Below are 14,576 nucleotides of genomic sequence, written 5' to 3' on the forward strand. Positions count from 1 at the left end.
CGGGCCATGCAACGCCGTTTCCACGCTCCCGTCGTTCTCCCCGCCGACCCCGCCTGCTCGTTGCTGCGTGACGCCGTGGTCGACGTGGACGAGGCGGGGCGTATCACCCATGTCGGTCCCGCTTCCGAGGCGCCCGAAACGTCTGCTCCCGTGACCCGGTTGAGCGGCATCCTCCTGCCCGGTCTGGTCAACGCGCACGCGCACAGCCCGATGACGCTGCTGCGCGGGATGGGCGGCGACCTGCCGCTGCTGCCGTGGCTGACCGAGATCATCTGGCCGACCGAAGCGAAGCTGAAGCCGGCCGACATCCGCACCGGGATGCTGCTGGGCTCGGTCGAGATGCTGCGGCACGGTGTCACGACGAGTGCGGAGATGTATTTCGAAGGCGAGCAGCTCGCCGACGCGGTGCTCACCACCGGTGGCCGTGTGGTGCTGGCTCCGCCGATCATGGAACTGCCGGGGATGGATTGGCGCGCGATGCTGAAGAGCATCGAACGCTGGATCGACACCGACGGCCTGCGGTTCGGGCCGGGCGACCGGATCGAGGTCGGCTACGGGCCGCACTCGGCGTACATGCTGAACGAGGAGGCGCTGCGCGCGACCGCGGAATCGGCGGCCGAGCGTGGCGCTCTGGTGCAGATCCACGTGGCCGAGGCGGCGCTCGAAGACGTCAAGCAGCGTGAAGCGCACGGCTCGGTGCCCGCGCTGCTGGAGAAGGTCGGGATGCTGCGGGGCCGGACGCTGGCCGCGCACGCCATCCACCTGTCCGACGAGGACATCGCGCTGTTCGCCGCGCGCGGTGTCGGAATGGCGCACTGCCCGGGCTCGAACGCGAAGCTCGCTTCGGGCATCGCGCGCGTGACGGACCTGCGGAAGGCGGGCGTCGCCGTCGGGCTCGGCACGGACGGCCCGGCGTCGAACGACGACATCGACCTGTGGGAGGAACTGCAGCTCTCCGCGATGTTCGCGCGCCTCGCGACCGGCGACTCGACCGTTCTGACCGCGTCCGACGCGTTCCTGCTCGGCACCCGCGGCGGCGCGGACGCGCTGGGCCGGACCGACATCGGCGCGCTGGAAACCGGCCGGTGGGCGGACATGGTGCACGTCGACCTCGACGACCCGGCCTTCGCGGCCGGCATCGACGTGCCGGACGTGCAGCTGCTCTCGAACCTGGTGTGGGCAGCGGGCTCACGCCGCGTGCGCGACGTCTGGGTCGCCGGTGAGCAGGTCGTCGGCGACGGCGAATCCCTGCGAGTGGACCGCGCCCAGGTACAAGCCGAAGTCGCCGACACCGCCGCACGCCTTCGCTCTTAACTCAGCTACCCAGCCCCCACCCGTCCCAGGGGGCGGCCCCGAAGCCAGTCTATCGGGGGTGGGGGCTGGGGCCTGGGGAAAAGTGCTGTTCAGGGGCTGGTTGTCCACAATGGGGCGGGGCTGTGGATAACTGGGCTGAGGCGCCCGATGTGGCATTGGGGACGTTGAGTGGCCCTGATGCCAAATTGGGGCATTAGGGCGGCTGTGCTGGGGTTCCCAATGTCGCATTTGGGACGCTGAGCGTCTCAAACGGGACATTGGGAACACCTGAGCGAGCGAAGCTGCGTCAGACCAGGCCCCGCGGCCGCAGGGTCACCTCGGTCGGGTGCGCGTCACCAGTCGCGGAGACCGCGGCGACGACGGCGGCCGCGACGGATTCGGGGCGCAGGAAGCGTTCCGGCTCGTACTCGCGGCCCTCGTCGGCGATGATCGCCTGCTGCATTTCGGTGTCCGTGCGGCCGGGGTAGATCGACGTCACCCGAAGCGTGGACTCCTCCTCCCGCAGCGAGTCGGCGAAGGCACGGACGGCGAATTTGCTCGCGGCGTACGGGCCCCAGCCCGGGCGGGCGTTCTGCCCGGCACCCGAGTTGATCACGACGACATGCCCCTTCGAAGCACGCAGCGCGGGCAGCAGCCGCCTGGTCAGCGTGACGACCGCGAGCACGTTGACCTCGAAGTTCGCCCGCCAGTCGGCGTCGGTCGCGGTTTCGACCGTGCCGAGCCGCGCCACGCCCGCCGAGTGCACCAGTACGTCCAGCGCGCCGAATTCGGCCGTCGCGGTTTCCAGTGCCTCGTCGTCGGTCAGGTCGATCGGCCACGGCCGCGCGTCGGGCAGCGTCTCCGCGAGTTCGCCGAGCGCGTCGGCGTCGCGACCGCCGAGCAGCAACCGGTGGGTCGGAGCGAGCGCGCGGGCGGTCGCGGCACCGATGCCGCGGGTGGCACCGGTGACGAGAGCCAGGGGGAGATCAGCCATACCCGCCACGCTAGTACGGCGGTCTCATGTGCTCGAAAGCGGAACTCGCGTGATTAGAAGGCGAACTCGCGTGATTAGAAGGCGAACTCGCGTGATTAGAAGGCGAACTCGCGTGATTAGAAGGCGAACTCGCGTGATTGGAGGGCGAACTCGCGTGATCAGGGGGCGCACACGACGGGAGGGGTCGCGACCCGCGGGAATCGTACGGAGCCGCGCGTGAAGGAACCGGCGAAGTTGTCCGCGAAGCGGGCGGCGGTGAGCGGGTCGCGCACCGAAGCGTCGATCGCGCGAAGGGCAGGGCAGTCGAGTGCGGCTCGGGCGGCGGCGACGTCCTCGGCGCGGGCCGGGCCGCCTTCGGCGATCGGGAGGCGGGCGGAGTTCGCCAGTTCCCAGACCGGCGGCAGCCATTTCTGGTGACCGGGGCGGCCGTTGGGGAGCGACGTCGAATGCGCGGCGAACGGGTTGGCGAGGCCGTAGCCGTCGCGCAGCCGCACATCGAGCGGGATCAGGAGGCCGAGGGCGCCCATGCTGTCCGCCGCGACGGTGACGTACGGCCGGTCCGTCGGGTACGCGTACCAGCGCCTGGTCGCGTAGTCCTGGACCAGCACCGCAGGGCCGACCACACCGTGGACGGCCTCCAGCGCCGACGGCATCAACGGGTGGTCGGCGTAGTCGCCGGCCAGGACCGGGTGTTCGTGCCCGATCGATCGCGACCAGAACGACCGCTCGTCCGTGACGCCGACGGCGCGCGGAGAAGCCGAGGACGCCGGGCGGAGCGACGCGGCGGCCACGAACGCCCAGATCCCGACGACGACCAGGAATGCCACGGTCAGCCTCGTCACCGGCAAGGCCAGCACGGGCAACAGCAGGCAGAACAGCGCCGGGAGCAGCATGCGCCCGTGCATGAAATCCCCGCCGACGCGGATCACGTACCCCGCGAGCAGCACCGCGCCGACGAGCGGGACCGCGGTGAGCACCACGAACGTCTTGTCCACAGTGGACGAAACCGTGGCGGCCGCGACCGCGAGCACCAGCAGCGGGAGCCACAGCCAGTACGGCTGGACGAGATCCACCAGATAAGCCCAGCCGCGGGCCCAGTTCGCCTCCGACGCTTCCTTGACCAGGGCGGTGTTCGGCGTCAGCAGACCGTAGTAGCCCATGCGGAACACCTGATACGCCAACGGGAGCGCGCCCGCCACGGCCAGCAGGCCCAGCGCACGACGACGTCCCGGCCGCAGCAGCACGAGCAGCGCCACCAAGGCGACGACGCTGAACAGCGCGAGATCCGGCCGCACCAGCGGCCCGAGACCGGCGACCAGCGCGACCGGCCAGATGCGCAGATCGTCCACTGTGGACGCACGGCGGACGAGCAGCCACCAGGTGCCACCCAGCCACAGAGTGATCAGGCCGGTCTCCAGCCCGGACGTCGCGAAGTCTCGGAACGGCGGCAGCGCGCAGACCACCAGCGCCCCGGCGGGTGCGAGGCCATGGAACGCCAGCGGCTGGTAGAGCCGCCGGGCGCCGTCCAGGCCGAAAAACAGCCCGACGACGGAGAAGACCAGTCCGGTGACCACGGAGATCCACTCCAGCGGCACGCCCGGAATCAGCCCGAGCACGCTCAGCACCGCCGTCCACAAAGGACTGGTGTTCGTCTCGACGCGTTCGCCGATGTTGAACACCGGCCCGTTGCCCGCGAGGATCTGGCGGACCGTGCGCAGCACGATCAGCCCGTCGTCGCTCATCCAGCGACGGCGCCAGGCCAGGTCGGCGTAGACCATCAGCACCAGGCCGAACCCGAACCACGTCCAGGTCGACGGCCGGCGGAACCAGGCGCGCGAAGGCCAGTCGGGCGTGTTCTCACCCGTGGTCGTGTTCGTCTGCGTCATGGCCCCGCCCGGCTCGGTTGCGTGCGCAGGAGATCAGGTCCGCGGCCCGCGCGTCAAACCGCCCGGGCGGACAGACAGGCCTGTGGCCATTTCCTCCCTTCCATGATCAGCCGCGCGGCGACCTCGAAACCGGCCAGACGCAGCAGGTCGGCGATCCGGCCGGGATCCAGCAGGTAGGCGTCGTAGCTGACGGGGTGGCCGTACGCCGTCTCCGGGCTCAGCCGCTCGTCGCCGACGTGGAATCCCACCAGCAGACGGCCTCCGGGCGCGAGCGTGCGGCGGAACTCCGCGAACGCCTCGGGAAGCACCTCCGGCGGCAGATGGAAGATCGACCACCAGGCGACGAGACCGTCCAACGAGCCGTCGCGGAACTCCAGGGCCGTCATCGAGCCGACGGAAAACCGCTGGTCAGGGAACTGCCGACGAGCCACTTCGATCATTTTCGGCGACAAGTCGACACCCGTGACGTCGAGGCCGAGCGACGCCAGATGGGCGGTGACGTGCCCGGGACCGCAACCGACGTCGGCGACCGGGCCGCGTACCTGTTCGGCGAACGCGGCCAGCATCGCGCGGCTGATCGGCTCCTGGTCGAAGCGCGGGCCGATCAGCGCGGCGTAATCCTCGGCGACGGTGTCGTAGGACTCGCGGGTGGCGTCGAGATGAGTGGTCACGGTGGGCGACGCTAGCGGCACCCACCGACAATTCACGGTTCGAGCAGCCCGGCGTCCCTGGTCAGATCCTCCGGCGCCCCCACCGCGGCCACCGGCGTGCACCCGGTCGCGGGATCCGCCGCCGAATCCGTGCCGTCGTGGTGCGCGGCGCCGGATCGGGTCAGCTGACGCGAGCCGACGTCGAAGCACACCTGGTACGAGCCCGGAGCCAGGCGCTCGAAAGCGTACCGCCCGTCCGGCCCGGTGAAGGCCGAGCCGACCTCCTTGCCCGACGCGTCCTTCAAAGTCACCTTCACGTCCGGGACGCCGAGTTCGTCGCGGCTCTGGAGGCCGTCCTTGTCCTTGTCCAGCCACACGAAGTCGCCCAGCCTGCTCGTCGGCGCGTTCAGTCCCGCCGCGAGCGTCAGGTCGACGCGTTTACGCGGGCCGACGGTGGTGGTCGCGGTGCAGCCGGTCGCCGGGTCGGCGTCCGAATCCTTCGTGTCGTCGCCCGCGTCCTTGGCCGTATACGTGAACGGAAGCCCGCCGATGTCGAAGCAGACCTGGTAGATGCCGTCCTTCAGCTTGGTGAAGCGGTACTTGCCGCCGGCGTCCGTGGTGATCGTCCCGAGGGCCTTGCCCGACGCGTCCTTCAGCGTCACCTTCACGCCCTGGACGCCCGGCTCCCCGGCGTCCTGCAGGCCGTTCCGGTCGACGTCGTCCCAGACGAACTCGCCGATCTCGTCGATCGCGGGCGGCGGGGTGACCTTGATTGTGGTGGTCGCGGTCTTCTTCGGCAGGGTGCCGCTGGAGACGGTCACGGTGCTGACGTGGCCGTTGTCCGCTTCGGTGACGTTCTTGTGGTCGCAGGTGACGGTCGCGGACTTGCCGCTTTCGAGACTCGCGATCGGCGCGGGTTTCACGTCGCAGTACGGGTCGTCGACCTTGATGTCGGTCAGCGTCGTGGTGCCGTCGTTGGTGACCGTGAACCGGTAGTTCGCGGTGGTGCCCGCCTCGATGGTGGCAGTGGCGCCCCAGGCGCCGCTCGCCGGATCCCGCACCTCCGCTTTCGCCGAGAACGAGGCGACCTGCAGGTGGACGCAGTCCCACATGACCCAGTTGCGGTCGGTGGCGGCGAAGAACTTCACGGAGCCGGCCGACGGCGGGGCGGTGGACGGCGGGAAGTCCTGCCGCGCCAGCGCGCCGTCGGTTTCGACGGCGTGCGTGACCTTGAGTTTGTTCTCCAGGACGACCTTGCCGGAACCGTCGTAGAACCGCAGTCCTGTTTCCTGGACGGCGTCCGTGCGCTGGACGTTCGTGCCGGTCCAGTCGGTCAGCGTGTAGACGGCGCCGGGCACGAACTTCAGCGCCGCGTAGGCGGTGCTGACCATCTTGTCCGGGGTCGCGATCAGGGCGTATCTGCCGCCATCGGGCTGGTAGCCGCTCGCCGTCGACAGCCGGGGCTGCTTGCTCCTCGGCGTGCCCGGTGGCACCGGGGCGGCCGGGCTGAACGTGTATCCGGCGGGCGGGCTGCCCTGCTCGACGCTCGGGTTCGGCGCGGCGCCGCCGGTGCAGCCGGACGGGACGGTCGTCGCCTGCGCGTACGAAGGGACGAAGCCGGAGACGAGCGCGCTTGCCGCGATGAACACCAGTGCCCTTTTCACAGGGCTGAAGCTAATGAGCGCGACCGGCTTCCGTCATCACCGAACGGTGTCGTCCGGCGCCCCGATCAGGGAGAACAAGTCTCGCCGAGAGTGATCGGGGCGCCGGAAGGCACTACTTGACGCCGATGCGGCCGACCTGGCCCCAGCGGCCCTTCTTCCACACCGACACGATCGCCGGCCGCGGCTGCGAAGTGCCGCCGTCCGGCCAGTGCGACGTCGGGTTCGCGGAGCTGTCCGCGTCCTCACCCGGGTGCTGCACGGCGACGAGCACCAGGTGGTCGGTCACCACCGGGCCGCAGCATTCCGCGCCGACCGGGACCGACAGGAACTGCTTGACGTGCCCGCGTTCCGGACCGTCGACCGGCACCGAGAACAGCCCGTCGTGGGAGCCGAGCGCGTTGCCGTCGGTGGAGATCCACAGGTTGCCGTGCCGGTCGAACGCGACGTTGTCCGGGCAGGAGATCGGGCTGACCTGCTCCTTCGGGAAACCGCCGAAGTAGGTGTCCGCCGTCTTCGGGTCACCGCAGACCAGCAGGAGCCGCCAGGAGAACTTCGTCGACGCGGCGTCGCCTCGGTCCTCTTCCCATTCGAGGACATGGCCGTTGCGGTTGTTCGGCCGCGGGTTCGGCTCGTCGACGTTCGCCTTGCCGGCGGGGCCACGCTGGCTGTTGTTGGTCAGCGCGGCGTAGATCCGGCCGTTGACCGGGTTCGGCTCGATGTCCTCGGGCCGGTCCATCTTGGTCGGCTGGACCTTGTCCGCAGCCTGCCGGGTGAACACGTAGACCTCTTCGGCGGTGAAACCGTCCACAAAGGACTGGTTCCCCGCGGCCAGCGGGATCCATTCGCCGACGCCGTCGAATTCGCCGTCCGACGGCAGTTTGCCGGTGCCGTCGATCTCGGCGGCCGGGCTGTCGCCGGTGAAGCGGGCGACGTACAGGGTGCCTTCGTCGAGCAGCGCCGAGTTGTGGCGGCGCGCGTGCGCGCTCTTGCCCGGCTTGTACTTGCCCTTGGAGACGAACTTGTAGATGTACTCGAAGCGCTCGTCGTCACCGGAGTAGACGGCGACGCGGCCGTCCTTGGTGATCTTGACGTTCGCGGCCTCGTGCTTGAACCGGCCGAGCGCGGTGTGCTTGATCGGCGTCGAGTTCGGGTCGTTCGGGTCGATCTCGACGACCCAGCCGAAGCGGTTGGCCTCGTTGGGCTCCTGCGCGAGGTCCCAGCGCTTGTCGAACCGCTCCCACTTACGGGTGCTGGCGGCACCGGAGAAGCCGTACCGCTTCAGGCGCGCGGCCGCGACCGGGTCGGTGACGCTCGCCGCGTTGGCGAAGTACTGGTTGACGTTCTCCTCACCGGAAAGCACGGTGCCCCAAGGGGTCACGCCGCCGGCGCAGTTGTTCTGCGTGCCGAAGACCTTGCGGCCGGTCGGGTCCGCGGAGGTCTTGAGGAACTTCGAGCCCGCCGCCGGGCCGCGCACCTCGAAGGCTGTGTTCAGCGTGATGCGGCGGTTGAACGGGCTCGGCACGGTGCGCAGCGCGCCGCCGATCGGGTCGCGGAAGGCCTGGACGACCGAAAGGCCGTGCGCGGCCCACGCGATCTTGACCTGCTCCTCGGTCGGGTTCGCCGGGTCGTACTGGTCGGCCGGGAACATGTGGACCTCGGTGGTGTACTCGTGGTTCACCACCAGCAGGTTGCGGATGCCCAGCGGATCCTGCGGGATCAGGCCGACGAAGTCGTTGTTGTAGCCGAACTGCTTCGCCTGCGCGGCCGCGGTCTGCTTGCGGAAGTCGAACTTCGGGGCGCCGAATTCGACCGCGTCGCCCCAGCGGATGACGACGCGCTGGTCGTAACCCTCGGGGATGGTGATGGCGTCGAGCGTGTTCGGCGGCACCGCTTCGAAGTCGGTGCCGGGCACCGGACGCCCGGGGCGGCCCGGCTTGCCGTGGCCGGCGGCGGAGACGTCAGCCGGGGTCTCGGCGGCGGCCGTACCGGACAGCGCGGCGAAACCACCGGCGGTCGCGGCCAGCACGGCGCTCGCCTTCAGCGCGCCACGACGGGAAAGCATGTTCTTGACGACGTCGCCGAAGTACTCGTTGTCCGACGTGTTCGGCTCGGGGTGGGCGCACGCGTTGCCGCAGCGGTACTCGCAGGTGACCGCGGAGCGGCCACCGGGGTGGGAGGTGATCAACGGCAGGAGCCGCTGAGGCTCGAAGGACACAGGGCCTCCATGGTCGCGGTGGGTACACGTAGTCCAGTCGGGGGAACGCCGTGACGGTAAGCGACCAAAACGATCCGGCCCTGGCCAGAAGATGAACAGCGCGCGAACGAGCGATGGCGCGCTGCCGGACCCGGCAGCGCGCCATCGACCAAAAGTACTGCTAGATCGTTGCTTTTCGACTAGGAGCCGATGTCGGACAGCCCGTGCCTGCCCGGTTTCCAGACCGCCACCACCGAGGGACGGGGCTGGTTTTCGCCGCCGTCCGGCCAATGGGAGGCCGGTTTGTCGGCGTTCGCGCCGTCGACTTCACCCGGATGCTGGACACAGACCGTGACGATCTTCCGCTCGACGATCGGGCCGCAGGTCTCCGCGCCGCGGGGCACGGTGAGGAACAGTTTCAGCTCGCCGCGGTTGCGGCCCTCCAGCGGCACCGAGTAGAGGCCGTCGTTGATGCCGAGGGCACCCGCCGAGTCGGTGGAGATCCAGAGGTTGCCGTGCCGGTCGAAGGCCACGTTGTCCGGGCTGGAGATCGGCGAGACCTGATCCTTGGGGAAGCCGGCGAAATAGGTGTCCGGCGAGGCCGGGTCGCCGCACACCAGGAAAAGCCGCCAGCTGAACGTCAGCGCGAGCGCGTCCCCGCGCCGTTCTTCGAGCTCCAGCACCTGGCCGTGCTTGTTGTTCAGCCGCGGGTTGGGCTCGGTGGCGCCCTCCTTGCCGGGGTTGCCGCGCTCGACGTTGTTGCTGAGCGCGCAATAGATCCGGCCGGTGTACGGATGGGCCTGGATGTCCTCGGGACGGTCCATCTTCGTGGCGCCCACCCGGTCGGCCGCCTCGCGGGTGAAGACGTACACCTCTTCGGCGGTCATTCCGTCCACAAAGGACTTGTTCCCGGACGCCAGCGGGATCCACTCGCCACCGCCGTCGAATTCGCCGTCCGACGGCAGTTTCCCGGTGCCGTCGATCTCGGAGACCGGGCTGTCGCCGGTGAACCGGCCGACGTAGAGCGTGCCGTCGTCGAGCAGGGTCATGTTGTGGCGCCGGGCATGCGCGCTGTCGCCCGGCTTCATGCGCCCCTTGGAGATGAACTTGTAGATGTACTCGAAGCGTTCGTCGTCGCCGGAGTACGCGACCACGCGGCCGTCCTTGGCGACACGGATGTTCGCCGTCTCGTGCTTGAACCGCCCGAGATGCGTGTGCTTGACCGGGGTGCTGTCGGGATCGTTCGGATCCAGCTCGATCACCCAGCCGAAGCGGTGGGCCTCGTTAGGTTCCCTGGCGATGTCCCAGCGCGCGTCGAACCGCTCCCACTTGCGGGTGGTGGCGGTGCCCTTGATGCCGTACCGCGCGTAGCGCTTGCGCTTCACGGGATCGGTCACCGTTTCGGCGTTCCCGAAGTACTGGTTGATGTTCTCCTCGCCGGACAGGATCGTGCCCCACGGCGTGACGCCGCCCGCGCAGTTGTTCATCGTGCCCAGCACCACCGTGCCGGTGGGGTCGGCGGCGGTCTTGAGCAGATCGCTGCCCGCGGCGGGGCCCGTCACCTTGAACGGCGTGTGCAGCGTGATCCGCCGGTTGTAGCGGGACATCTTCGGCCGCAGGTGCCCGGTGTCGCGTCCGCGCGACACCTGGACGACGGTCAGCCCGTGGGCCGCCCACGCGATCTTGACCTGTTCCTCGGTCGGGTTGTCCTTGTCGTAACCGCGGAACATGAACTCTTCCGAGGTGTACTCGTGGTTCGTGACCAGGAGCGACGTGAGGCCCCAGTGGTCGAGCGGCAACAGCGCGGCGAAGTCGCAGTTGTAGCCGAACTGCTTCGCCTGCGCCTCGGCGGTCTGGTGGTCGAAGTCGAACTCCGGCGCGCCGGGCAGCACCGCGTCACCCCAGCGGATCACGATGCCCTGCTCGTAGCCCTCGGGCACCACGACGGCGTCGAGCGTGTTCGGCTGGACCCGCTTGTAGTCGGTGCCGGGTGGCGGTTTCGGACGCCCCTCGGGAGCGGCGGACGCCGGCGCCGCGAGCGCGAGCGGCGTCCCGGCGGCCAGTGCGACGACGGCCGTCGCCTTCAGCGCGCCACGGCGGCTCACCGCGCCGAGCACGTCGGCGAAGGTGGGGTTGTCCGACGTGTTCGGCGCGTCGTGGAAGCACGCGTCGCCACAGCGATAGGTACAAGTCACTGACGCCCGGCTTGGTGAGTGGCCGGCCAGTAACGGAAGGAACTTCACGCGGACCTCCGTATCTGCAGTTCGGGAGGTCGACGCTAGGGCACCGGACCAACGAGAGGAAACCCCTCGTTGGTCCGGTGTTCACCTTTTGTTCCGATTTACATCTCTTCGCCGACGAGGACCGCTTCGGCCGGGATCGTGTGCGGGTCGGCGGTCTTCTCGCGGATCGTCAACAGGGCTCCGGCGAGCACGCACAGGACCGCGGCGATCACGAACGGCGCCTGCTTCGCGCCGAACCACTCGGCCAGGTGACCGACGACGGTCGCGGCGACCGCGCCGCCGAGCCAGCGGCAGAAGTTGTACCCGGCACTCGCGACCGGACGCGGGGCACCGCTGATCGACATGGCCGTGCCGGTGAAGAGCGTGTTGAGCAGGCCGGACACCAGACCAGACAGGATGATGCCGACGACCAGCACCGGCTTGCTCGGGATCGCCATGATCAGCAGCAGCACGGCGTACCCGAAGACGGCGACCACGGTCGCGTGCCGTTCGCCCAGCTTCGCGGCGAGTTTCGGCGCCAGCACCACCCCCGCGACGGCGACCGACAGGCCCCAGCCGCAGAAGATCAGGCCGACGGCGACGGCGCTCCACTCCAGCACGAACGGCGACCAGGCCAGCACCACGAAGAACGCGGCCGTGTAGAGCGCGGAACCGATCGAGGTGCGCAGCAGCCCGCCGTGCTTGAGCGCGCGGAAGGGGTCGAGCAGGCGGATCTTCGGCCGCTTCTCCTTCGCGTCACCGGTCAGGAAGATCGAGCAGAGCACCAGACCGCACAGCATCAGCAGCGAAGTGCCGAGGAACGGGCCGCGCCAGGAGATGCTGCCGAGCAGGGCACCCAGCAGCGGGCCGACCGCGAGGCCGACCCCGAGCGCGGCTTCGTACAGCAGGATCGCGCCCGCCTGGCCGCCGGTCGCGGCGCCGACGATCACCGAAAGCGCGGTCGCGATGAAGAAGGCGTTGCCGAGCCCCCAGATCGCGCGCAGTCCGATGAGCTGTTCGATCGATCCAGACGCGGCGCACAGCGCGGTGGCGACGACGACCAGCGTCAGCCCGACGACCACGGTCCGCTTGGCCCCGAACCGGGCACTCATCGCGCCGGTCACCAGCATGGCGACCGCTTGGACGCCGAGGTAGCTGGAGAACAGCAGCGTCACTTCGGACGGCGTCGCCTTCAGGCCTTCCGCGATCGACAGCAGGATCGGGTCGACCAGCCCGATGCCCATGAACGCGATGACCGCGGCGAACGCGGTGATCCATACCTGTTTGGGTTGTCCTTTGACGGCGTCCAACAGGCTCGAGTGGGGCTCAGCGCTCATCGCGGATCAGTTCCTCCTTCTTGTCTTCGTGCAGCAACCTGGTGAGGGCGGGGAGCGCGGCTTCGATCGCGATGCGGTCGGTCTCGTCGAGTTCGAGGAGCCGCTCGCGGAGGAACTCCTCCCTCGCGACGATCAACCGCCGGTGAAAGCGCTGCCCGACCTCGGTGACCTCGACGAGCACGGCCCGGCCGTCGGCGGGATCGCGACGGCGGCTGACCAGGCCCAGCCGTTCGAGACGGCGGACGACGTCGGTCATCGTCGGCATCCGGACCCGCTCCAGGTCGGCGAGCGTGCTCATCCGGCGCGGCCCGCCGTTGAGCAGCTCCGACAGCACCGAACCCTGCGTGAGGGTGAGCTGCACCTGCGGCGTCTCCCGGCGGACGAGGTAGTACAGCCGGAACACCAGCGGGCGGAGCCGGTGGGCGAGATCGGCGACTTTCGTGGTCACTTAGCCATGCTAACTAAAATTACTGAGCATGGCTAAGTAATCTGCCGCACAGGTTTCCAGCGCCTAGGGTTGAGGGTGTGGAAGCGGTGATCTTCGATCTCGACGGTGTCCTGGTGGATTCGGAAAAGATGTGGGACGAGGTCCGCCGGGCGGTCGTCCACGAGTTCCACGGCACCTGGCGGGAGGAATCGACCAGGGCCATGCAGGGGATGAGCACCCCGGAATGGGCCGCCTACCTGGCGCACGACCTCGGCGTCCAGCTCCGGCCCTCGGACGTCGCGCAGCTGGTGATCGACCGGATGGCGCGGCGGTACGCGGAGAAGCCGCCGATCATCCCGGGCGCGCCGGGCGTCGTCCGCGAAGTCGCGAAGCACTGGCCGGTGGCGATCGCGAGCTCGTCGCCGCCGCTGCTGATCAAGGCATTCCTGGACATCACGCGGTTGCCGGTGCCGACGGCGGTCTCATCTGAGCAGGTCGGCGCGGGGAAGCCGGCGCCCGACGTGTATCTGAAGGCGGCCGAGCTGCTGGGCGCGGAGCCGAAGAACTGCGCGGCCGTGGAGGACACCACGAACGGGCTGCGCGCGGCACTGGCGGCGGGGATGACGGTGTACGCGGTGCCGAATCCGCATTTCCCGCCGGATCCGGCGGTGCTGGAGCAGACGACGGTGGTCCCGGTGATCACGGACCTGCCGTCGGCGCTTCAGGAGGACTGAAGGGGTTTAAGCGGCCCCTCGAATGCTAGGAACGGTCCTTTCCTTGCAAAATTTGCAAGGAAAGGACCGTTCCTAGCGCGACCGGGAGGGTCACGCCTCGCCGGCGATGAACTTCTCCACCTCGTCGCGGGCGGTCGCGTCGTCGTACTGCTCCGGCGGCGACTTCATGAAGTACGAGGAAGCCGAGAGGATCGGGCCGCCGATGCCGCGGTCCTTCGCGATCTTCGCGGCGCGCACGGCGTCGATGATGATGCCCGCCGAGTTCGGCGAGTCCCACACCTCGAGCTTGTACTCCAGGTTCAGCGGCACGTCGCCGAAGGCACGGCCTTCGAGGCGGACGTAGGCCCACTTGCGGTCGTCGAGCCACTGCACGTAGTCGGACGGCCCGATGTGGACGTTGCCCTTGCCGAGCTCGCGGTCGACCTGCGAGGTGACCGACTGGGTCTTCGAGATCTTCTTCGACTCGAGCCGCTCCAGCTCCTTCATGTTCAGGAAGTCCATGTTCCCGCCCACGTTGAGCTGCATCGTCCGGTCGAGCTGGACGCCGCGGTCTTCGAACAGCTTCGCCAGCACGCGGTGCGTGATGGTGGCGCCGACCTGGGACTTGATGTCGTCACCGACGATCGGGACGCCGGCCGCGCGGAACTTCTCCGCCCACTCCGGGTCGGAGGCGATGAACACCGGCAGCGCGTTGACGAACGCCACACCGGCGTCGATGCACGCCTGCGCGTAGAACTTGTCGGCCTCTTCGGAACCCACCGGCAGGTAGGAGACGAGCACGTCGACCTCGGCCTCGCGCAGCGCGGCGACGACGTCGACCGGAGTCTCGTCGGACTCCTCGATGGTCTCGCGGTAGAAGCGGCCGAGACCGTCGTAGGTGTGACCGCGCTGCACGGTGACGCCCAGCGGCGGCACGTCGGCGATCTTGATGGTGTTGTTCTCGCTGGCGAAGATCGCCTCGGACAGGTCACGGCTGACCTTCTTGGCGTCCACGTCGAACGCGGCGACGAACTCGATGTCGCGGACGTGGTACTCGCCGAACACGACGTGCATCAACCCGGGCACGCGGGTGCCGGCATCCGCGTCGCGGTAGTACTGAACGCCCTGGACCAGTGAGGCCGCACAGTTGCCGACGCCCACGATGGCCACCCGAACGCGGCGGTTCTCGCCCATGC

General features: G+C 69.1%; 11 protein-coding genes. 2 read left to right on the plus strand and 9 right to left on the minus strand.

Annotation, left to right across the window (positions count from 1 at the left end; genetic code table 11):
* Positions 1-6 precede the first annotated feature (6 nt).
* On the plus strand, positions 7-1,314 hold the full coding sequence (locus AMK34_RS16240; protein ID WP_073845884.1) for an amidohydrolase family protein: 1,308 nt from the start codon (positions 7-9) through the stop codon (positions 1,312-1,314).
* 286 nt (positions 1,315-1,600) lie between these two features.
* Here the strand turns inward: AMK34_RS16240 and AMK34_RS16245 are convergent, their stop codons facing one another.
* From AMK34_RS16245 to AMK34_RS16280, 8 genes are all read right to left on the minus strand, one after another.
* Positions 1,601-2,287, minus strand: coding sequence for an SDR family oxidoreductase (locus AMK34_RS16245; protein ID WP_073845885.1), 687 nt, complete (start codon positions 2,285-2,287; stop codon positions 1,601-1,603).
* A gap of 158 nt (positions 2,288-2,445) precedes the next feature.
* The gene (locus tag AMK34_RS16250; RefSeq protein WP_073845886.1) at positions 2,446-4,173 is read right to left on the minus strand and encodes a hypothetical protein; all 1,728 of its coding nucleotides are present in this window, start codon (positions 4,171-4,173) and stop codon (positions 2,446-2,448) included.
* 53 nt (positions 4,174-4,226) lie between these two features.
* On the minus strand, positions 4,227-4,844 hold the full coding sequence (locus tag AMK34_RS16255) for a class I SAM-dependent DNA methyltransferase (protein ID WP_073845887.1): 618 nt from the start codon (positions 4,842-4,844) through the stop codon (positions 4,227-4,229).
* Between the two features lie 32 nt (positions 4,845-4,876).
* Positions 4,877-6,487, minus strand: coding sequence for a DUF7850 domain-containing protein (locus tag AMK34_RS16260; RefSeq protein ID WP_241832778.1), 1,611 nt, complete (start codon positions 6,485-6,487; stop codon positions 4,877-4,879).
* 112 nt (positions 6,488-6,599) lie between these two features.
* Complete coding sequence (locus AMK34_RS16265) at positions 6,600-8,702, minus strand: PhoX family protein (protein WP_038521879.1); 2,103 nt, start codon at positions 8,700-8,702, stop codon at positions 6,600-6,602.
* A gap of 179 nt (positions 8,703-8,881) precedes the next feature.
* Positions 8,882-10,924 (minus strand): PhoX family protein, encoded by a 2,043-nt coding sequence (locus AMK34_RS16270; RefSeq protein WP_073845889.1) that lies wholly within the window; start codon positions 10,922-10,924, stop codon positions 8,882-8,884.
* 98 nt (positions 10,925-11,022) lie between these two features.
* Positions 11,023-12,240 carry an MFS transporter gene (locus AMK34_RS16275; protein WP_038521885.1) on the minus strand — a complete coding sequence of 406 codons (1,218 nt, stop codon included), beginning with the start codon at positions 12,238-12,240 and terminating at the stop codon, positions 11,023-11,025.
* Complete coding sequence (locus AMK34_RS16280; RefSeq protein ID WP_038521887.1) at positions 12,230-12,688, minus strand: MarR family winged helix-turn-helix transcriptional regulator; 459 nt, start codon at positions 12,686-12,688, stop codon at positions 12,230-12,232. The genes AMK34_RS16275 and AMK34_RS16280 overlap by 11 nt, the downstream gene beginning before the upstream one ends.
* A 77-nt stretch (positions 12,689-12,765) precedes the next feature.
* Here AMK34_RS16280 and AMK34_RS16285 point away from each other — a divergent pair, with 77 nt between their 5' ends.
* Complete coding sequence (locus tag AMK34_RS16285) at positions 12,766-13,401, plus strand: HAD family hydrolase (protein ID WP_073845890.1); 636 nt, start codon at positions 12,766-12,768, stop codon at positions 13,399-13,401.
* A gap of 90 nt (positions 13,402-13,491) precedes the next feature.
* Here AMK34_RS16285 and AMK34_RS16290 read toward each other — a convergent pair whose 3' ends face one another.
* The gene (locus tag AMK34_RS16290) at positions 13,492-14,574 is read right to left on the minus strand and encodes an inositol-3-phosphate synthase (RefSeq protein WP_034314293.1); all 1,083 of its coding nucleotides are present in this window, start codon (positions 14,572-14,574) and stop codon (positions 13,492-13,494) included.
* Positions 14,575-14,576: the final 2 nt, after the last annotated feature.

Source organism: Amycolatopsis sp. CB00013, from assembly GCF_001905755.1.
Taxonomy (GTDB): domain Bacteria; phylum Actinomycetota; class Actinomycetes; order Mycobacteriales; family Pseudonocardiaceae; genus Amycolatopsis; species Amycolatopsis japonica.

Bases quoted from the DNA above. Each gene is read 5' to 3' on its own strand.
- AMK34_RS16290 (WP_034314293.1), bottom strand. From the start codon at position 14,574: ATGGGCGAGAACCGCCGCGTTCGGGTGGCCATCGTGGGCGTCGGCAAC.
- AMK34_RS16250 (WP_073845886.1), bottom strand. From the start codon at position 4,173: ATGACGCAGACGAACACGACCACGGGTGAGAACACGCCCGACTGGCCT.
- AMK34_RS16240 (WP_073845884.1), top strand. From the start codon at position 7: ATGCAACGCCGTTTCCACGCTCCCGTCGTTCTCCCCGCCGACCCCGCC.
- AMK34_RS16275 (WP_038521885.1), bottom strand. From the start codon at position 12,240: ATGAGCGCTGAGCCCCACTCGAGCCTGTTGGACGCCGTCAAAGGACAA.
- AMK34_RS16245 (WP_073845885.1), bottom strand. From the start codon at position 2,287: ATGGCTGATCTCCCCCTGGCTCTCGTCACCGGTGCCACCCGCGGCATC.